The 21,150-nt window shown below is 34.0% G+C and carries 19 protein-coding genes; 13 read left to right on the top strand and 6 right to left on the bottom strand.

The genetic code is table 11. The features are described from left to right. The first annotated feature begins 211 nt into the window (after window positions 1-211). From ROY99_00490 to ROY99_00445, 10 genes are all read left to right on the top strand, one after another. Window positions 212-961, top strand: coding sequence for a LytTR family transcriptional regulator DNA-binding domain-containing protein (locus tag ROY99_00490; GenBank protein ID MDT3694833.1), 750 nt, complete (start codon window positions 212-214; stop codon window positions 959-961). Window positions 962-1,058: 97 nt separating this feature from the next. Continuing rightward, a complete protein-coding gene (locus ROY99_00485) occupies window positions 1,059-1,547 on the top strand; it encodes a MarR family transcriptional regulator (protein MDT3694832.1) in 489 nt (162 codons plus the stop codon). Between the two features lie 61 nt (window positions 1,548-1,608). Continuing rightward, entirely contained in the window at window positions 1,609-2,352 is a 744-nt protein-coding gene (gene fabG, locus ROY99_00480) for a 3-oxoacyl-ACP reductase FabG (protein ID MDT3694831.1), read from the top strand. Then, a complete protein-coding gene (locus ROY99_00475; GenBank protein ID MDT3694830.1) occupies window positions 2,349-3,341 on the top strand; it encodes a ketoacyl-ACP synthase III in 993 nt (330 codons plus the stop codon). The genes fabG and ROY99_00475 overlap by 4 nt, the downstream gene beginning before the upstream one ends. Before the next feature lie 11 nt (window positions 3,342-3,352). Continuing rightward, window positions 3,353-4,870, top strand: coding sequence for a sodium:solute symporter (locus ROY99_00470; protein ID MDT3694829.1), 1,518 nt, complete (start codon window positions 3,353-3,355; stop codon window positions 4,868-4,870). After that, window positions 4,863-6,401, top strand: a complete 1,539-nt coding sequence (locus ROY99_00465) for an AMP-binding protein (protein MDT3694828.1) — start codon at window positions 4,863-4,865, stop codon at window positions 6,399-6,401. Before ROY99_00470 ends, ROY99_00465 begins: the two co-directional genes overlap by 8 nt. Before the next feature lie 13 nt (window positions 6,402-6,414). Further along, complete coding sequence (locus ROY99_00460; protein ID MDT3694827.1) at window positions 6,415-7,344, top strand: hypothetical protein; 930 nt, start codon at window positions 6,415-6,417, stop codon at window positions 7,342-7,344. 60 nt (window positions 7,345-7,404) lie between these two features. Then, entirely contained in the window at window positions 7,405-8,952 is a 1,548-nt protein-coding gene (locus ROY99_00455; protein MDT3694826.1) for a hypothetical protein, read from the top strand. 10 nt (window positions 8,953-8,962) lie between these two features. Then, window positions 8,963-9,898 (top strand): alpha/beta hydrolase, encoded by a 936-nt coding sequence (locus ROY99_00450; GenBank protein MDT3694825.1) that lies wholly within the window; start codon window positions 8,963-8,965, stop codon window positions 9,896-9,898. A gap of 42 nt (window positions 9,899-9,940) precedes the next feature. Continuing rightward, entirely contained in the window at window positions 9,941-10,816 is an 876-nt protein-coding gene (locus ROY99_00445; GenBank protein ID MDT3694824.1) for an alpha/beta hydrolase, read from the top strand. 4 nt (window positions 10,817-10,820) lie between these two features. Here ROY99_00445 and ROY99_00440 read toward each other — a convergent pair whose 3' ends face one another. Further along, on the bottom strand, window positions 10,821-11,528 hold the full coding sequence (locus ROY99_00440) for a cytidylate kinase-like family protein (protein MDT3694823.1): 708 nt from the start codon (window positions 11,526-11,528) through the stop codon (window positions 10,821-10,823). Between the two features lie 117 nt (window positions 11,529-11,645). After that, window positions 11,646-13,118 (bottom strand): aminotransferase class V-fold PLP-dependent enzyme, encoded by a 1,473-nt coding sequence (locus ROY99_00435; protein ID MDT3694822.1) that lies wholly within the window; start codon window positions 13,116-13,118, stop codon window positions 11,646-11,648. Between the two features lie 116 nt (window positions 13,119-13,234). Here ROY99_00435 and ROY99_00430 point away from each other — a divergent pair, with 116 nt between their 5' ends. The 3 genes from ROY99_00430 (at window position 13,235) to ROY99_00420 (ending at window position 16,816) form a co-directional block, all read left to right on the top strand. Then, window positions 13,235-14,377 (top strand): serine hydrolase domain-containing protein, encoded by a 1,143-nt coding sequence (locus ROY99_00430; protein ID MDT3694821.1) that lies wholly within the window; start codon window positions 13,235-13,237, stop codon window positions 14,375-14,377. Further along, on the top strand, window positions 14,367-16,169 hold the full coding sequence (locus ROY99_00425; protein ID MDT3694820.1) for a glycoside hydrolase family 3 protein: 1,803 nt from the start codon (window positions 14,367-14,369) through the stop codon (window positions 16,167-16,169). Before ROY99_00430 ends, ROY99_00425 begins: the two co-directional genes overlap by 11 nt. 110 nt (window positions 16,170-16,279) lie before the next feature. Next, window positions 16,280-16,816: a pseudouridine synthase gene (locus ROY99_00420; protein MDT3694819.1), complete on the top strand. Its 537-nt coding sequence runs from the start codon at window positions 16,280-16,282 to the stop codon at window positions 16,814-16,816. Here the strand turns inward: ROY99_00420 and ROY99_00415 are convergent. The 4 genes from ROY99_00415 to meaB form a co-directional block, all read right to left on the bottom strand. Next, complete coding sequence (locus ROY99_00415; GenBank protein MDT3694818.1) at window positions 16,803-17,372, bottom strand: DUF4126 domain-containing protein; 570 nt, start codon at window positions 17,370-17,372, stop codon at window positions 16,803-16,805. The two genes, ROY99_00420 and ROY99_00415, sit on opposite strands and share 14 nt — an antisense overlap. A gap of 75 nt (window positions 17,373-17,447) precedes the next feature. Further along, window positions 17,448-18,476, bottom strand: a complete 1,029-nt coding sequence (gene cydB, locus ROY99_00410; GenBank protein MDT3694817.1) for a cytochrome d ubiquinol oxidase subunit II — start codon at window positions 18,474-18,476, stop codon at window positions 17,448-17,450. A 14-nt stretch (window positions 18,477-18,490) separates the two neighbouring features. Further along, entirely contained in the window at window positions 18,491-19,849 is a 1,359-nt protein-coding gene (locus ROY99_00405) for a cytochrome ubiquinol oxidase subunit I (protein MDT3694816.1), read from the bottom strand. Between the two features lie 153 nt (window positions 19,850-20,002). Beyond that, a complete protein-coding gene (gene meaB, locus ROY99_00400; protein MDT3694815.1) occupies window positions 20,003-21,145 on the bottom strand; it encodes a methylmalonyl Co-A mutase-associated GTPase MeaB in 1,143 nt (380 codons plus the stop codon). Window positions 21,146-21,150: the final 5 nt, after the last annotated feature.

The following is a 21,150-nucleotide window of genomic DNA, read 5'->3' as shown; positions in this document are numbered from 1 at the left end:
TACTTTACAGAAATTACAGTATTTAATAAAATTATTTTAACAGTGTGTTGTAAACAAATTCTAAATTATTTATCAGCTTCAAAATTTTAATCAGGTATTATTGTTAACTTTGGCAAAGAATTACTTAAACATAAAAAATTAGTGCTTTTAATTAGTGGTTTAGCTTATTTGCAGCCAATTAAAAATAATTTCACACTAACTCAGGAAAAGGATGAAAGACAAAATTAAAATTATTATTGTTGATGACGAATCATTGGCAAGGCAGATTACTAAAAACTATCTTGCTAACAGATCGGATGTTGAAATACTTGCAGAATGCTCAAACGGATTTGATGCTATTAAAAAAATAAATGAACTTAAGCCGGATTTGATTTTTCTGGATATTCAGATGCCGAAGCTTAATGGATTTGAAATGCTCGAACTATTAGAGGATCCTCCGATAATTATTTTTACAACAGCTTATGATCATTATGCAATTAAAGCTTTTGAGGTAAGTGCAGTTGATTATCTTTTAAAACCCTTTTCGGAGGAAAGGTTTTCAAATGCATTTCAAAAAGCTGTTTCACAGCTTGGCGATAGATATCAGCAAAACTCAGCAATTCAAAATATTATTCAACAGCGAGATGAAAAGATTGAGTTTCTTGAACGAATTGTTATAAAGGATAGCGGGAAAATCACAATAATTCCAGTTGAAGAAATTAAATGGATTGAAGCCCAGGATGATTATGTTTTGATTAATTCAGAAAAGGGAAGATTCTTAAAGCAGAAAACGATGAAGTATTTTGAAAACCATTTAAATGAAAATCAGTTTGTCAGGATTCATCGTTCGTATATAATTAATCTTGATTTTCTTCAACATCTCGAACAAACCGATACAGAATCATACCGCTTAGTCTTAAAAAATGGTAAAGAATTACCAGTAAGTAAAACAGGACTTACAAAACTAAAGTCAACTCTTTAATATCCTGCAAAATGACTTTCTCTGGCATTTGACCTTGACTTTAAAAGAAATTCGGGCTAAGTTTTTAACGTTTGAAAAATATCAAAAGTAAAAACTGATGACTACAGAAGAAAAAATAAAAAAAGAACTTATTCAAAGATTTGGAGATGCTTACAAGGCATTTGGTTTAAGTAAGTTAATGGGGCATATCATTGCTCTTCTTTTATTTTCTCCGGAACCATTATCATTAGACGAAATAACCAAGCAACTTGGAAGAAGTAAAGGACCAATCAGTCAAATAGTAAGAAGATTAAGAGACAAGCATTTGATCCGAAAAGTCTGGATGCCAAACGACAACAGAAAAGATTATTACGAGATAGAACCGGAAGTGTTTGAACATGCATTCAGAAACAATTTGGAATTAATTAAGAATAATACCCGTATTGCAAAACAACTAAAAGAAGAAATTAAGTCATCAAAGAGCGAGAGTCTTAAATCAATTGGGAAGAGAATGATTGAGATGGAAAGATTCTATCTATTAATGGAGGATCATTATAACAATTTTCTTTTATCCTGGACTAAAGAGAGAAGCAAGCTTTTAGGCTGATAATAATTTTTTTCAACTAATCGTTTGAAATATTTCAAACAATAAAAACAAGGATTGATAAATGAAAAGATTGGAAAATAAAATTACTGTAATTACAGGCGGCGCACAGGGAATTGGAAAAGCTACTGTTAAAAAATTTGCTGAAGAAGACGCAACGGTATTTATCTGGGATGTTAATGAAGAAAAAGCAGATAATACAATCGCAGAATTAAAAGACATCAGTAAAAAGATTGAATTTCAAAAAGTAAATGTAACCAGCTTGGCTTCTGTTACAGATGCTGCTGACATAATTGTTCAGAAGTATAAAAGAATTGATGTTCTGATAAATAATGCCGGAATTACGCGCGACGCATCTTTTCTTAAGATGACCGAAGAGCAATGGAAACAAGTGATTGATGTTAATCTAACCGGAGTTTTTAACTGCACCAAAGCAATAGCTCCGATTATGGCTGAAAATAAATACGGTAGAATTGTTAATACTTCATCAGTAGTAGGATTGTATGGAAACTTCGGGCAAACTAATTATGTTGCTACAAAATCAGGTATTATTGGAATGACAAAAGTATGGGCACGTGAGCTTGGAAGAAAAGGAATTAATGTAAATGCAGTTGCTCCGGGATTCATTGCAACAGAAATGGTTAATACTATTCCCGAGAAAGTTATTGAAATGCTTAAAGAGAAAACTCCTTTGGGTAAGCTTGGTGATCCTGAAGATATTGCAAATGCATATTTGTTCTTAGTCAGTGATGAAGCAAAATATATTACAGGAACAGTGCTTAGTGTTGATGGCGGTTTGGTCTTATGATTAGAAATGCTCAAATAATCTCTTCCGGAATGTATGTGCCTGAAAGAGTTGTTCCTAATTCATACTTTAATGAATTACTTGGTGAAGATGTTGATACATGGCTGGTTGAAAATCTTGCTATAAAGGAAAGAAGATGGTGTAGTGAAAATCAGTCAGCAGCAGATCTTTGTGTTGAAGCTGCAAGAAAAATTCTTGAGGATGGGAAAACCTCTGCTGAAGAATTAGATCTGATTATAATCGCAACTGATACGCCAGAATACATCTCTCCTTCAACTTCGTCAGTTGTTCAGTTCCGTCTAAATGCAGTTAATGCAGGTACCTTCGATGTTAATACTGCTTGTGCAGGATTTGTTACTGCACTTGATATCGCTTCAAAATATATTCAAGCAGATAAAAAGTACAACAAAATTCTTGTTATTGGTGCTTATGCAATGAGTAAGTATTTGAATCTGCAGGATAAGAAAACCGTTACACTATTTGCTGATGGTGCTGCGGGAGTTTTGCTTTCTTCTACAAATAATAAAGGTGAAGGCTTTATTATCAGCAGATTACATACTGAAGGACAGTACTGTGATTGGATGGGGATTTACGCTGGCGGAACACACAAGCCTATTACTCAAAAAGTTATTGAAGAAAAAGATCACTTACTTAAGTTTGTCAAAAAATTTCCTAAAGAAATAAATCCTTTAACCTGGACAAAGATGATTAAAGATGCTTGTGATGAATTAAATATTTATCCTGATAACATCGACAAGTATTTTTTCACACAATTAAATATCAACTCCATTTGGGAAACGCTTGATAATCTTGGAGTTGATAGATCAAAAGGACATACAATAATGCAAAACTATGGCTACACAGGCTCAGCTTGCATTCCAATGGCTTTTGATGATGCGTGCAAAAAGGGTTTAGTTCAAAAGGGAGATATGGTTTTATTTATTGGTTCCGGTGGAGGATTAGCTTTTGCATTATCAATCTTTAAACTTTAACAGGAAGCTTTATGGGAATTGCTTCTAAGGAATTAGTAACAGCCGGCTGGATACTTGTAATAGCATACAGTTCAGTAATCTTATATTTTGTTATCCGCGGTGCGATCAGAATAAAAAACATCAATGATTATGCTATCGGCAATGTATCATTTTCACCAATTGCAGTTGGTTTGGCTTTAGCAGCATCGATGACAAGCGCAGCAACTTTTATCATAAATCCCGGATTCATTGCATTCTATGGAATTAGCGGTGTTATTTCTTATGCATTTGTAATGCCTGCTGCAGCAATGGTTTCTTTAATTGTGCTGACAAAAGGATTTAGAAAACACGGTAGTAGTGTTAAAGCATTAACTATGGCTCAATGGATGGGAACCAGATATGAAAGCAAAGGTTATGGGCTGTTCTTTGCTTTTCTATCACTTCTATTAATTACTTTCATAGTTCTTATATGTGTCGGATTAACTCAGGTATTAGCAAGAACTTTAAATGTTAGTGAGCTTACAATTTTGATTGGAATAGTAGTATTTATTTTTGGTTATATGATGTTTGGCGGGGCTAACTCAATGGTTTATACCAACACAGTGCAGGCAATTATAATGATTATAGTTGCATTTATTCTTCTTGGCTCTGGTTACAAACATTTTTCTGATGGCATCCATGGATTTTTAGATAAGCTCTCAGCAATAGATCCAAAACTAACTCAAATAACTAATGAATCAAGTTTTTTGTTTCGCGATTATTTTGAAATTATATTTTCGCAGATTGTAATCGGAGTTGCAATTGTATGTCAGCCGCATATAATAACAAAATCACTTTTACTTAAAACTGATAAAGATGTAAACAAATATTTAACGGCTGGTATTATAGTGCAGGTATTATTCTTTCTTGTTGTGATAACAGGTTTATACGCGAGAATTGATTTCCCTGATCTGACAATTAATGGTGCACCGTTAAAACTTGATGGAGTTATATCAGCTTATGTTGTTAAGGAATTTCCTGTTTATGTTGGTCTGATTGTAGTAATGGGTTTGATATCTGCCGGTATTTCAACACTTGAAGGATTAATACAATCAGTCTCAACTTCAATTACTGCAGATATTATAAAACCATTGTTTGGCAAGTATTTGCCAAAAGATGAAAATAAAAATGTCAGATCAATGATAATTATAAATCGTATAGTAATTATTGCAATCGCTCTGATATCTATAATTTTATCTTACGACCAGCTTGTTAATCCGAATTTAAGCGTAGGAATTTTTGCACAGAACGGTGTATATGCTTATTTCTCTGCTGCTTTTGTTCCCATCTTGTTTGGAATGTTTTTAAAGGATACTCCTAAGTCTGCTGTTATTACAGCTTCGCTGGTTGCTATAATTGTTCACTTTAGTTTTTTCTATGGAAATATTAAAGTGCCGTTCAGTATAGCAACTGGACAGAATCCAGGAGTTTCAGCAGCTATTGCAATTTCACTTTCAGTTATTGTTGCTTCAATAATATATTTGTTTAACAGAAGGAAAGTCAATGAATAGTTTTCAAACAGACTGGTTAAATAAATGGGCAGCTTATACTCCGGACAGAATGTTTCTCAGAGAACATCAACGGGATGTACAGTGGAGTTACCTTGATTTTAATAATCGCACAAATTATTTAGCACAATATCTTATAGACCATTATAAAATAAATAAAGGCGATAGAATTGCAATCTATTCAAAAAACAAATCTGAACATGTTATTCTGTTTTTAGCTTGTATTAAAATAGGAGCATTGTTGGTTCCGTTAAATTTTAGATTAATGCCACGTGAACTTGATATTTTAATAAATGATGCTGAGCCTAAAGTATTTTTTTATGATGAAGAATTTTCTGATCATTTACCAAAGCTGTCTTCCTTATCAAAAGTTAAGATTATTAAAAACCTGAATGAACCATCAAAGTTTTTACTGGAAACTAATCTTAAATCTGAATTTAATGTATCTGTAGTGATTGATGAGAATGATCCGGTTATGATACTTTATACTGCCGGAACTACTGGTTTATCTAAAGGAGTAATCATAACCCACAAGATGTTGTTCTGGAATTCTATAAATACAGGATTAAGATTAGACTTGAACTCTGCTGACCATACACAAAGTTTTGCTCCTTTTTTTCATACAGGCGGATGGAATGTTTTGTTCACTCCATTTCTACATCACGGAGCTTCACATACTTTATTAACTCAGTTTGATCCTGATCTGATCCTACAATTGATGGAAAAGGAAAAAGCTACAATACTATTTGGGGTTCCAACAATGCTGCAGATGATGGCAGATTCTAAATACTTTAACAAAGTAGATCTTTCATCTGTAAGATATGCTATTGTCGGCGGTGCTACTATGCCAATACCATTAATTAATATCTGGCATAATAAAGGGGTTTTTATCAGACAAGGATTTGGTTTAACAGAAGTAGGTCCAAACTGCTTTTCACTTCATCAGGATGATGCGATTAGAAAAAAGGGATCTATTGGTTTTCCCAATTTTTATTTTGATGCAAAGGTTATGAAAGACAGCAAGGAAGAATGTAAGGTTAATGAAGTAGGTGAGTTGTGGTTAAAATCTCCTGTTGTTACACCTGGATATTGGAGAAATGAAAAAGCCACAAACGAAGCTATAACTGAAGGATGGTTTCATACCGGAGATCTTATAAAAAAAGATGAAGAAGGTTATTTCTATGTTGTTGATCGTAAAAAGAATATGTTCATAAGCGGCGGCGAAAATGTTTATCCTGCAGAGGTTGAAGCTTTTTTATATACAAATAGTAAAATTAAAGAAACAGCAGTAATCGGTGTAGATGATGAAAAATGGGGCGAAGTTGGTAAAGCATATATTGTTATCAAAGAGAATGAAAAGCTAAATGAAAATGATATTATAGAGTTTTGCTTAGGAAATCTAGCAAAATATAAAATTCCAAAATATATTGAATTCTTATCCGAGCTTCCTAAAAGCGAAGCAGGAAAAATTGATAAGAAGGTATTACTACAAATGCACAAGAATCAATTAACTAACAAATCAAACAAAAAATAAAAAGGAGAAAGTTATGAAGCGTCTATTTTTAGCGGCTCTTTTCATATCATTAACATTTTTATATGTTGGATGTGAAAGTAAAAAGGATGATACTGTTGAACCGCCGGCAGAACAAGATAAAATTGTCAATACCTGGTATTCAGAAGGAGCAGGGATTGCACCCGGATTGGCTGCAACATTAAAGTCAGTTAAAATTGTAGCCACATTTAATTCAAACAACACATACACCGTTATTGCAAAAGACAGTACAGGAGCAGAAGTTACTTATTCAGGAACTTATTCAGTTTCAGAAAATACCGGCACATCAATCCGTTCAATAATACTAAACCAAACCGTTCCAACTTCAGTTACTTCAAAAGGAATTTATCAGGTGGACTCAAAAGGCATGATGAAATATGAAGTTGTACAAACAACACCTGAAATAACCGGTATTACACCACCGGTACCTGCTGAAGGTTTTGGAAGCACTAAATATATGAATGTTGCACTTGGCGAGACCTGGATCCAGGGCTTTGTTCCAGCAACTCCGACAACAGAATTGCTGACAGGCACCTGGGTTTCTGAAGGTGCTAATGTTGCGCCTGGATTAGTATTAACTTTAAAAACAAAAAAGATTGTTGCTACTTTTAACAGCAATAATACATATACAGTTGTTGCAACTGACAGCTTCAATGTAGATGTAACATATTCAGGTACCTTTAGTACAGCTGCAAACACTGGCACATCTATAAGGAATATTACATTAAATCAAACTGTTCCTACTACTGTTACATCAACAGGAATTTACAGAGTAACAACCAGAGATTTAAAGTATGAAGTATTACAAACAACACCTGCTATTACCGGTTTTACTGCTCCCACTGCTGCAGAAGGTTTTGGCAGTACGAAATATAATAGTATCCCTTTAGGAGCTACCTGGATACAAACATTTATTTATCAATAATTTTTCCACTGACGGCAGTTTTGCTGCCGTCTTTTTTTAACAATCATTGGAGGTTAACCAATGAAAAAATTTCTACTTATTAACATTTTTTTATTTTTAACAACTGCTGATTTTCTTGCGCAGGATAATAATAGATTAAAAGATCCTGTACCAAAAGAATTTCAATTTATCGGATATTCATTTACAAGAATGACCGGTTCAAATATTACCCCAACAAATGACTTATTGCAGGGGCAGGTTATAGGAAGATTGTTTGGTCAAAACTCAACTAATACTGTTCCTCAAACTGCAATTTATGCAGAGCAGCGATTTGTTCCGATGTTTATATATAAACCATCTATTCTTGATGGATTTGCAACATTCCGGGGATTATTTAAAATTGATTATACCTGGGGCGATCAGGCTTATGGTGTGGGTAATAATCGCGGTGGTGCGATAAATGCCGGACAGGTAAATCTGCAAACATTGTTAGCTAATGTTGAAATAAGACCAGATAATTCTGATTGGAATGCTGTTATTGGATTGCAAAGATTATTTGACAATGTAAGTGATCCAAATATTAGTTCTGTTCAAATGGCGCAGACAAGCGGATATAAACTTTCTTTTTGGGGGACACAAGCTGTTGGTGCAAGTATATTTGCTGATCTTTCAGCTACTACAAAAAGCAGATTAAGCTATTTTCAGCTGTGGGAAAATGAAATAAGCAAAAATGATGATGTAACTTTATGGATGTTTGATGTTGATTCAAGAATTCATCCGCTCTTAGAACTGGGCGGAAGTTTATGGTATGTTTGGGATAAAGGAAAAAATGCCGGCGGTATTAGTGTATTAGGACAAGGCTTGACAAGCGCTCTGGCAGAATATAACGGTGCAACACGTATAAAATTTCCTGGCATTAATCAGAAGTATGAAGCAAATGTTGGCTGGGTAGGAATTCACTCGGCTTACAACCGTGATTTTCTTGCTGATAGATTTTGGGCAGATGCATTCTTAGTTGCTAATATCGGAACAATAGACAGTGTTGGAACGGTAACAAGCAAGGCTGCAAGTATTTTTGGATTAAGTGCAAATGCAAGTCTTCAGTATAAATATGGAATGACTGCAAATGATAAAATTTCATTAGAAGGATTATATACTACTGGTGATGACAATGGAATAAGCGATGGAACATTGAATAGCGTTATCACAGGTAATGTTTATGGTTCACCGGTTGGAATTTATAGTGCACATCGTGCATTATTACTTTTCCCCGATGCACAGGTAGTTAATAGATATTATTCGGTTGTTCACGATATATCTAATATGGGACTTGGAGTTACAGCCGCTTTCTTTAATTTCTATAAAGATTTTATACCAAATAAATTTAGCGGTAAGATTGGGCTTGCAGCAGCATTATCAAACGTTACACCTGCCGGCGGCAGTTCTTATATGGGTACCGAAGTAAATCTTGAATTTAAGTATAATCTTAAAGTGTTTCTTACTCTTGGGGTAAGTGCTGGTTACTTAGCGCTTGGTGATTTCTTCAATGCTCCTTCTGCTACTTATTTTAACACAAGACCAAAAGACCCCTGGGTTTTATTTACAACTTTAAGCTGGTTAATGTTTTAAGGAGAAAGCAATGAAAAAATATATAATAATTCTAATAACATTAATATTTACAGGCTGTTCTGGCTATTTATATTGGGATAAACCAGCTCTGGAATTTTCTGATATTGATTATGATTACTCTGTTAATTATACAAAAGGGAATCCAAAAATTGCATATATTGATGAAGGCAGCAGTGGAGAAACACTTATCTTGATTCATGGTTTGGCAAGTAATGCAGGTTTCTGGCGTTATAATATTCCAGAATTATCGAAGCACTTTAGAGTGATAGCTGTTGATTTGCCCGGTTATGGAAAATCGCAAAAAGGTGATTACAGTTATTCAATATCTTTTTATGCGGAACAAATTAAAAATCTAATTGAAGAACTAAATTTAAAGAATGTTGTTCTTGTTGGTCATTCTATGGGTGGACAAATAGGAATTATGTTTTCTATTAATTATCCGAACACTCTATCAAAACTAATTCTGGCTTCTCCTGCCGGATTTGAAGAGTTTCAAAGAGGTGAAGGAGATTGGTTAAGAAGTGTGATGACAATGAAAGCAGTTAAATCAACCACTGAAGAAGGAATAAGAAGAAATCTATCTAATAATTTTTATTCCTGGAAAGATGACTGGGAATGGATGGTTGAAGAAAGAGTGAGAATGAGAAAGGCTGCTGATTTTAATGAGTTTGCTTATACAGTTGTTAGATGTGTAAATGCAATGCTTGATGAGCCAACTTTTGATAAACTTGATAAAGTAAAAACTTCAACTATGGTGATTTACGGAAAGAATGACGGGTTAATTCCAAATCCTTATTTAAACCCCGGTTATACTGAGGATGTATTTAAAAATGGAATTGGAAAAATAAACAATTTAAAACTTACTGAGCTTGACAATACAGGACATATGATAATGATTGAAAAAGCTGATGAGTTTAATAATGCAGTAATCAATTTTCTAAAATAATTTTTTTCGGCTTCCTTCTCAGGAAGGAAGTCTCTTTTTTGTATGAGCCAGACTTTTGATCAAATCAATTACAAATTCAAAACTAATTTTGTTAAAGTTTATGAATACGATGTTGCTTACATTGATGAAGGTAGTTCATCCGATGTTTTACTTTTTATACACGGACTTGGCAGTTACTTAAAAGCATGGGATAGGAATATTACTGTCTTAAAAAATTCTTTCAGATGTATTGCTGTAGATTTACCAGGCTATGGTAAATCAAGCAAGCAAATTCACAATGGAACGGTAGAATTTTACAGAGAGTTTCTGAATGAGTTTATTAAAATACTCGATTTGCATAATATAACTTTAGTCGGTCACTCGATGGGCGGACAAATTGCTTTATCTTATGTAATAAACTTTCCTGATATTATAAAGAAACTAATACTTGCTGCACCTGCCGGATTTGAAACTTTTAAACCCAATGAAATTGAACAGTTAAAATCTATTATCTCTCCGGAAATTTCTTATAATACCTCTGATGAGCAGATAAGAATTAATTACAAGACTAATTTTTATCAGATGCCGATTGAAGCAGAGGAAATGATAGCAGACAGAATTACGATCAAAAATGATGAGGAGTTTTTTAATCATTGTCAGATTGTTGCAAACTCATTAACCGGATTGCTTGCTGAGCAGGTTTTCAATCAATTAAATAAAATTAATATTCCAACATTAATATTTTTCGGTAAAAATGATTTACTAATTCCTAACCGCATACATTACAAAACATCCACCGAAGAAATCGCAAAACTTGGGGCATCACAAATAAGAAACAGCAGACTTTTATTGCTCGAAAATTGCGGACACTTTTTACAATATGAGATTCCGGAAATTTTCAACTCGACTGTAATTGATTTTATAGCAAGTAATAAATAATCTTTTATTTATTAAAACACTGTGGATATCTTTTTTGAACAAAATTAAAAACTATCTCAGCCGCCTCTTGATAACTGAGTTTGCTTGTGTTTAAAATTAAATGATAAAGTGACGGATCATCAGTATCTTTAAAAAAATGCGACTTCAGATATTTCTTTCTGCTAGTTTCTTCTTTTGTAATATACTCCAATGCTTTAGGTTTTGAAAGATTAAATACTTCCTGTATGTGTTTAATTCTGTTATCTAAGGAAGCTACTAATCTAATCTGAAAACAATTTGGCAGTTTAGTATTAATAACTACACTGCCTCTTCCTACAATAATTGTTTTACCGAATCTGGATAGTCTTAAAATAATCTCTGTTGTTTTCTGAACTATTGTCCATTCAGAAGGTTTAACACCAAGAAGTTCATTAACAGCATCTGAGATATGATTATATTTATCTTCAACAAAGTATGCGCTGAAATTTTTCGGTAATTTAAAATCCTCAAGAACCTGAGAGATTAATTCTTTGTTAAAATAGGTCCAGGGATTTTCAGGCTGTTTGGTGTTCTGCTGTAAATATTCTAAAAGATTATTCACAACTTGATAAGAACCGGCTCCGCTTTGCCGTGAAATAGAAATACAAGGAAAAACTTCACGGGTTTCTTCAGACTCAGTTGAATGTAGTTTTAAATACTGCTTGCATTTTTCATACGCACCAATCGCTAACATATTTACACCCTCCTTTTTATGATTAAGAAAATGTATTTGTTTAGCACAAATATTGAATAACTATGCTAGTATTTTAGAATTATTCTGCACAAAGTCAATTGATAGACAAAGTACTGTTTAATTAAACTGGAACCAGCTTTTAATCCTGTTTAATTCTTCGCTGTTTGAAGAAATATGGAAGAATTCGTTCTTGGTTTTATCGTAATAGTATTCTTTTTCCCAATCACTGATGTTTGAAATAATCTGTGCTATTCCGGTAATAATTGTATTTAGTTCCTCATCAGTCATAGTTTGATGAATTGACATTCTGACCCATCCTGGTTTTTCAGAAAGATCACCCTGATCAATTTTATCTGTTATCTGTTTAGACCTGTTTGGGTCAACGTGTAATAAATAATGTCCATAGGTCCCTGCACAGGAGCAGCCGCCTCGTACTTGAACACCAAATCTATCATTAAGAAGTTTTACTATCAGATTGTAATGAATATCTTCTACATAAAACGAAATAGCACCAAGCCTGTGCTCAATATTGCCTGCAAGAATATGAACTTTAGGTATCCTCTTCAAACCTGTAAAAGCAAGGTTAACTAATTCTTCTTCGCGTTTTCTAATGTTCTCCACGCCCATTTCTTCTTTTAATTTTATGCAAAGTGCGGCTTTAATTGTTTGCAGAAAAGCAGGGGTTCCGCCGTCTTCACGCGCTTCAATATTATTTACAAACTTATGCTGTCCCCAGGGATTTGTCCAGTCAACTGTTCCGCCGCCTGGTAGATCAGGTACTTTGTTTTTATATAACTTGGAATCAAAAATCAAAACTCCTGGAGTTCCTGGTCCTCCAAGAAACTTATGCGGTGAAAAAAATATGGCATCAAGCTTGGCTTCAGGGTTCGCGGGGTGCATATCAATTTTTACATAAGGAGCGGCACAGGCAAAATCAACAAAACAATATCCGCCATGCTGATGAATTATTTTTGCCAGCTCGTAATAATCAGGCTCGATACCTGTAACATTTGAAGCTGCTGTAAAAGCTCCGATTTTAAGTTTTCTGTCTTTATATTTTTTTAATTTTTTCTTAAAGTCGTCAATATCAACAAGTCCGTCATCTTTAGGAGCGATTACAACTACATCAGCAATGGTTTCTAACCATGTAGTCTGATTCGAATGATGTTCCATGTGTGTTATGAAAACAACAGGCTTTAATTCGTCAGGGAGATTTATATAGTCAACAAGTTGTTCAGGTATTTTAAGTCCAAGTAATCTCTGAAATTTGCAAACAACTGTTGTCATTCCGGACCCGGCAGTTATAATCACATCATCTTTATCTGCATTAACATGTTCTTTTATAATTTTATGTGCCTGATGATAAGCGAGAGTCATTGTAGTTCCGGTTACACTTGCCTCTGAATGAGTATTGCCGACGAGCGGGCCAAATGTTTCACAGATTTTTTCTTCAATAGGTTTATATAATCTGCCGCTTGCTATCCAATCAGCATAGATAATTTTCTTTTTACCGAATGGAGTGTCAAATGATTCATCAATCCCGATTATATTTTTACGAAATTTAGAAAAATATTTTTCCAGCTCGCTCATAGTAATCCTAAAACTTTTGGTTTAAATATAACAATTAGATTGAAAGGATACATCTCATTTTTTCATTAAAGTAATTTAGGTTAAATTAAGTATGTAAATACAAAGGAAATTCTGATATGAAACTCAAAACAATTTTTATTCTTTCTCTGAATCTTTTAGTTCTTAACCTTTGTGCACAAAACAATAATTATGATTTTAAAGATGTAGAGTCAGTTGTAAATAATGGCATTAAAGATAAAGCATTTCCCGGTGCAGTGGTTTTAGTTTGGCAGAATGGAAGTATTATATATGAAAACTCATTCGGAAGATTTACATACGAAGAAAATTCTTCTATGGTAAATAATAATACAATATTTGATCTTGCCTCTTTAACAAAAGTGATTGCAACAACCACTGCAGCAATGCTTTGTATAGATAGAGGCTTATTTAGTTTGGATGATAAGGTCGTAAAGTATATTCCTGAGTTTGGAAATAATAATAAAGAAAATATTACTATAAGAAATCTGTTGCTTCATAATTCCGGTTTACCAGCTTTTATAAGATTTTATGAAAAAGGATTAAACTACAGCCAGGTGTTAAATGAACTGTACAAGGCAGCTTTGGAATATAATCCGGGTGAAAAAACGATTTATTCCGATCTTGGATTTATTACATTGGGAAAGGTAATTGAAAAAGTAACCGGAAAAACACTTGATAGATTTTGCACAGATGAAATATTTAAACCTTTAGAAATGAATTCTACTTATTTTAATGTACCAGACTCACTAAAGAAATATTGTGCCCCGACTGAAATAGATAATTACTGGCGGATGAAGACTATTCAAGGAGAAGTGCACGATGAAAACTCTTATATACTAAACGGAGTTGCTGGTCACGCCGGACTTTTTTCAACTGCCGGAGATATTGCAAAGGTTATGTCTATGCTGATGGATAAAGGAAAAGTAAATGGCAGGGAGTTTTTAAAAAGCAGCACAATTGAAATGTTTACCAAAAGATATGACACCGGAAGTACAAGGGCTTTAGGATGGGATACCAAATCCGAAAAAGGATCTACAGCAGGTAATTATTTTAGCAGTAATTCTTTTGGGCATTTAGGATTTACAGGCACATCAGTGTGGGCTGATCCTGTTAGAAATCTGTTTGTAGTTTTTCTGACCAATCGTGTTTATCCAACCAGGGAAAATTCTGGCTTAACAAAAGTACGTCCTGCTTTGCACGATGCTGTTATTAAAGATATAAACCAATCAGATGAGAGATAAGTTTTTCGGCAGACTAATATTTGTAATAATTACTCTGATAATTTTTCAATTGTTTGTTTCATTTTCTCCATCAAGTATAAATAAAGGAGAAGAAAATGTGATTGATAAATCATCAAGGGGAACGCGAAAAGTGATTGAGCTTTCCGAAGAAGATGAACTTTGGGTAAATAAAACCCTTGAGTCAATGACACTGTATGATAAGTGTGCTCAGATTTTTATGCCTGCTGTCTTCGGAAAAACTCTTGATCAGCAATCGAAAGAATTTCGGTTTGCTCTGGAAATGGTGAAGCTACATGGAATCGGAGGAATAGTTATATCAACCGGTAATGTAGAAGAAACTGCTTCGATGATTGCCGAGCTGCAAAAGAATTCGAAAATTCCACTGCTTGTTTCAGCTGATTTTGAAAATGGTATTGGTATGCGTATGAAAGCTTCAAATACATTTCCGCATAATATGGCATTGGGCTCAACATACAATCCTGATTTTGCATACCAAACTGGCAAAGCAACAGCAATCGAAGCATTGATGCTTGGGGTTAATATCAACTTAGCACCAGTAGCCGATGTAAATAATAATCCCGGTAATCCTGTTATCAATCTTCGCTCGTATTCAGAGGATAAAGATGTTGTTACAGAATTTTGTTTATCGTTTGTAAACGGCTCCTTAGAAGCTGGAGTGATTCCGATTGCAAAACATTTTCCGGGTCACGGTAATACAAAAACTGACTCACATATTGATCTGCCTGTTATTAGTGGTAACAAAGAAACTCTGATGAATAATGAGTTAAAGCCTTTCATATCACTTATTGAAAACAAAGTTCCAGCGATAATGAGCGGTCATTTGAATGTTCCTGCATTCGACAACAACAAGAAAATTCCTGCTTCTTTATCATATAAAATCATAACAAAGCTGTTAAAAGAGCAATTGGATTATAAAGGTTTAATCATAACAGATGCACTTGATATGAAAGCTGTTACAAATTACTACTCTAATGCTGAAGCTTGTATTATGGCTTTTAATGCCGGCAATGATATTTTATTGATGCCTTTAAATTCAAGAGAAGGTATAACTGCTATTTATGAGGCTGTTAAGTCCGGCAAAATTACAAAAGAAAGATTAAATGAAAGTGTGAAGAAAATCTTAACACTTAAACGCTGGTTAAAACTTGATGTTAAAGATTATAAACAAAAAACTGTTTTGCCTAAACGAATCAGACTTGAAGAACATTATCAGCTTGCAAAAACTATTGCAGAAAATTCAGTTACAATTGTAAAAGCGGATAAAGAATTATTGCCGATAGACTCAAGCAAATACTTAAAAATGTTTATAATAGATATAACAAATCGCAAGAACATTAAAGATGCACACTTTTCACAGATCATTCATGAATCATTTTCTGTGTATTCACACACACTTCTAACCAATGAATCAGTTAGTTCTGATTATAAGCTGGCGTTGGATATAGCGAAGGACAGTGATTTTATAATTGTACCTGCATACTTTTATATTCGAAGTGGTGTAAATGGTAAGACTGTATCAGATATACAATATAATTTCTTTCAGGATTTACTTGCTCTAAATAAAAAAGTTCTGATAATCAGTTTTGAAAGTCCTTATTTGCTTTCAAATTTTCCAGATGCAGAAAATTATATTTGTACTTTCAGTGATTCAAAAGCATCTCAGCGTGCTGTGTTAAATGTTTTGAACGGGACTTTATCCGCTAAAGGGAAACTTCCTGTCTCGATTCCGAATACAGAGTTTAGTGTCGGGTATAGTTGGAATGTACAATAAGTTATAGTATTGATTGAAACACAGACAACCCTGATTAGAAAGGTTCAAATGATTGAAGTGTATAATAGAATTTAATTTACAAAATCAATAAGCTGTTATGTGTTTGCATAATGATAGTTCTTTTCAATAAACCTTTTAATGTTCTTTGTCAGTTTACTGATAAAGAAAAAAGAAAAACATTATCAGATTTTATTCCGATTAAAAATATTTATGCGGCAGGAAGATTGGATTATGATAGCGAAGGTTTGGTCTTATTAACGGATGACGGAAAAATTCAGCATAAGATTTCTGATCCAAAGTATAAGTTAGAAAAATGTTATTGGGCACAGGTAGAGGGAAAAATTAATTGGACTGATGTACAAAAACTAAATAGGGGAGTGTTGCTGAATGATGGTTTTGCTAAAGTAGCAAAAGTAAAAATTATTGATAATCCAATAATCTGGGAAAGAAATCCACCAATAAGAGAAAGAAAAAGTATTCCAACCAGCTGGATTGAATTAACTATTACAGAAGGAAGAAACAGGCTGGTAAGAAGGATAACAGCAGCAATCGGTTATCCAACCTTACGACTGATAAGAATCTCAATAGGTCAATGGAAAATTAATAAACTAAAACCCGGTGAATTTGAGATTATCAACTCTCCTTAGGCGGTGAAAAGAATTTTTTCTTTATCATAAATGATAAATAAACAGTTATAACTCCCACAATAATTACAGCAACAGCTGGGATAAAAATTGCAATTAGAGATAATGAAATTGATCCGCCAGCCTCAGCAGTTGAAACTATAGGATTTCCTGCACCTCCGGTTAGGGCAGAAGATTTTAATCTTATCATTCCTGTTGCAGCGTGAATAGTTCCAGCAACTCCGCCGCCGGCAATAAATGCCAGCGACCATTTTATCAATGGCGGAAAATCTGTTACTACAGCACCGCTTAAAACAATTCCTGCAAATATTGCAAGCGGATGACTTATTGCATCAAGAAAATTATCAACCCAGGGAATGTAGTAGCTGAAAATCTCTACAACAGTTGCAGCCGCAAATAACACCAATGCTGGCAAAGTTCCAATCCAGCTGAAATATGTTGATAGTTCAAGATTTCCTGTATAAGCAGCAATTGAAACAATAAGAAATGGGATGAAAATTCTGAATCCAACTGCAGCGGCTAAACCAATGCCTATAAATATGCTTAAAATTATTTCCATCAATTCATCTCCGAATTATTATTTTTAATGCCAGATTATATAATTGAATCTTTTTACTAAGTGCTTAAGAAATTCTTAATAGCTCATATTATTTAATTTAACTTTACCCCGGAATATCCAATAAATGCTAATCGTATAAGCAAGGACAAATGGTATTCCTATTAATGCAATTATCAACATAATATTCAATGTTTTTTGAGACGATGCCGCATTATAAATATTTAAACTAAACTCAGGGTTATTTGATGCAATCACAAAGTTTGGAAATACACCAAATGCAAACAACGTTAATAAGGCAGCGATTGAAGCACAGGATGAAAGGAAAGCTAAGAAATCCTTTCCTTTAGAAATTTCTCTTGGAATATTTGCAATTGCCAGCATATTTAATATTGCCAGTACAAAAAGTGCCGGAAATTCTTTAAAGTGCTGAATCATATGCGGATAATAGATTAATGTTGACATTGTTGTTGTAATGTAACAAATGATAAAGAAAATTATTGTATTGTTAACCCAGCCTCTAAGTTTATTATGTAATTCATTCTCAGTTTTCATTACTCCATATATTGCCCCGTGCATCATAAAAAGCGCAATAGTTGTAACACCTACTAAAACGGTATAAGGATTTATTAAACTCCAGAATGTTCCGATAAATTCTTTATCAGCATTGAGTGGAATACCTGTAATTAAATTTCCTACAGCAACACCAGCAAGAAAGGCAATAAAAATACTTGCAATACTGAATGCAACATCCCACATTTGTCTCCACCATCTCATTGGCCGCTTGCTTCTGAATTCAATTGCAACTGCTCTGAATATAAGCATAAATAAAAGCATCATTATTGCAGTGTAAAAACCTGAAAACACAGTTGCATAAACATGAGGGAATGCTGCAAATAATGCTCCTCCGCCGGTTACAAGCCAGACTTCATTACCATCCCATACAGGTCCGATTGAGTTGAGCATAATTCTTCTCTCAGTATCATCCTTAACAAAAAGATGAAGAGCTCCAACACCAAGATCAAAGCCATCAAGAATTGAATAACCGATTAAAAGAATTCCGATTATTAAAAACCAAATAGTATTCAGATCAAAAGTAAATTCCATTTTTTGTTAATCCTTTATGATTTTGGATGTCCTATTTCTGAAGGAATTGCATCAACATCTTCGGGTCCGTGCTGGATTTTTTCATTAAGCAGATATATAAATAAGATAAACAATCCAATATATATCAAAGTAAACAGTATAAGAGAAAACCAGATCTGATCAGCATTAACAGCTTTGGATAAACCTTCAGAAGTTCTTAACAATCCATAAACAATCCAAGGTTGTCTTCCCACTTCGGCAGTTATCCAGCCGACCTGATTTGCAATTTGAGGCAACAATACTGAAAATACAAAAGCCCACATCAGCCATTTTTGTTTGAACATCGTTCCGCGGATCCAGAAAAAAACACCAAGCATACTTAATATGATAAGTGTAAATCCAATAGCAACCATTAGATGATATGCTTGAAATACAATGTTAACAGGAGGTCTGTCTTCTTCTTTAAATGAATTCAATCCTGTTACTTTAGTTTCTGTGTCAAAGCCAATCAGATAACTTAACATTCCCGGTAAAGCAATACCAAAATTTACTTCCTGTTTATCTTCATTAACCCAGCCAAATAAATAAAGATGTGCATTAGTTTGGTCGTCAAAGACAGCTTCCATTGCTGCTAACTTTGCAGGTTGATTATTGCTTACACCTACCGCACTCGAGTGTCCGGTAAATAATTGAAATAATGATGCAATTACAGCAACAACTAAAGCAGTTTTAATTGATGATTTTGCAAATCTAATATGACGGTTTTTAATGATATAATAAGCGCTTATACTTATCAATAAAAATGCACCTGCTAACCAACAGCCAGATATTACATGTAAAACTCTATCAACAGAAGAAGGATTGAAAACCATTGCCCAGAAGTCAGTTATTTCAGCACGAGCATTAATACCCTCACCAACAATGTGATAGCCTGCAGGGGTTTGCTGCCAGGAATTTGCAACTACAATCCAGACAGCACTGAACATTGATCCAAGTGAAACCATAAGTGTTGAAAAGAAATGCATTTTGGGTCCAACTTTATCCCAACCAAAAACCAGGACTGCAAGAAAACCCGATTCAAGAAAGAAAGCAAATATTCCTTCGGCAGCAAGTGCACTTCCAAAAACATCTCCTACAAAACGGGAATATGTTGCCCAGTTAGTTCCAAATTCAAATTCCATTACTATTCCGGTTGCTACGCCGATTGCAAAAGTTAAGGCAAATACTTTTACCCAAAACTTTGTCATGTTTTCGTAGAACTTATCTTTTGTTTTAAGATACCTGCCTTCCATTATCACAAGAATAATTGCAATTCCTATGCTTAATGGCGGATATATGTAGTGGAAAGCTATTGTAAAAGCGAATTGTAAACGAGAAAGAATTTCTATATCCATTACAAACCTAATTTGTTTGTTTTGCTATATGCAAAATAATAAAAACAAAACTGGTATGGAAAAATTGAGGCTCTATTTACTTAATCAGCTTTTGAATTTTATACTCTTGTTCATTATTGATGATTCAGAAACAATTGGCTGATATGATTTAGCTTAACGGGATTTATAAACCATCAGCAGCCTTTCAGCAGCAAGAGTTGGGGTGGTTTTGCCTTTTGAAAGTTGGTCCTTTACTTGTTCAATCTCGTTTTGGACTTTCTCATTATTATAAAATTCATCATGCAATGAATCTTCAACCATTCTGAAAACCCATTCTATTGATTGATCTTTTCTTCTCTGATTAAAAAATCCTGAATGTTTGATTGTCTTTTCGAATTTCTTTATCACTTCCCACAATTCTGGAATTCCTTTACCCGATAGGGCAGAACTGGTGTAAGCCTGAGTTGTCCATCCCTTTGTTGCGGGCTGCAGATAATGAAGTGCATTGTTGTAATCAGCTTTTGATATGTTAGCTCTTTTTTCATTATCGCCATCAGCTTTATTGATTAATACCGCATCAACCAATTCCATAATGCCGCGTTTAATTCCCTGAAGCTCATCACCAGCGCCGGCAATTAAAACAAGTAAAAAGAAATCAACCATTGAACGAACTGTAACTTCACTTTGTCCTACACCGACAGTTTCAATAAGTATTATATCATATCCGGCAGCTTCGCAAATTGTTATAGTTTCTCTGCTTTTTCTTGTAACACCGCCAAGTGTTCCGCTTGAAGGAGATGGTCTGATAAAACAATTTTTTTCTTTGGAAAGATTTTCCATTCTCGTTTTATCACCAAGAATACTTCCTTTTGTTACTGTGCTGCTTGGATCAATTGTTAATACAGCTACTTTGTGACCTTGTTTAATCAGGTACATCCCAAGTGATTCAATCAAAGTACTTTTGCCTGCACCGGGAACACCTGTAATCCCTATTCTTAAAGATTTGCCTGAATGTGGAAGCAATTTTTTCAAAACTTCTTGTGCTGTATCGTGATGAGAGGGATTGTTACTTTCTATTAATGTAATTGCTCTAGCCAGAATATTACGATCAAAATTCAGAACTCCATCAACATATTCATCAACCGAGAGTTGTTTTCGCTTAATTTCACTTGAACTTGTGTTTAATCTTGAACCTACTTTTTTTGCAGTCATACTCTGCTTTCCTTTAACTATGCGTACAGCAAATTCATCACCGGCGTTTTCTGGAGCCCAGTCAGGTTTGTAAGTATCAGCTGTTTTTGAAGTTTGTTTTTTCATAAAGT

It is taken from the genome of Ignavibacterium sp. (genome assembly GCA_032027145.1).
In the GTDB taxonomy this organism is placed as follows: domain Bacteria; phylum Bacteroidota; class Ignavibacteria; order Ignavibacteriales; family Ignavibacteriaceae; genus IGN3.
Note: the sequence above shows the minus strand (reverse complement) of the source record. Positions and strands in the feature narration are given on the sequence as shown.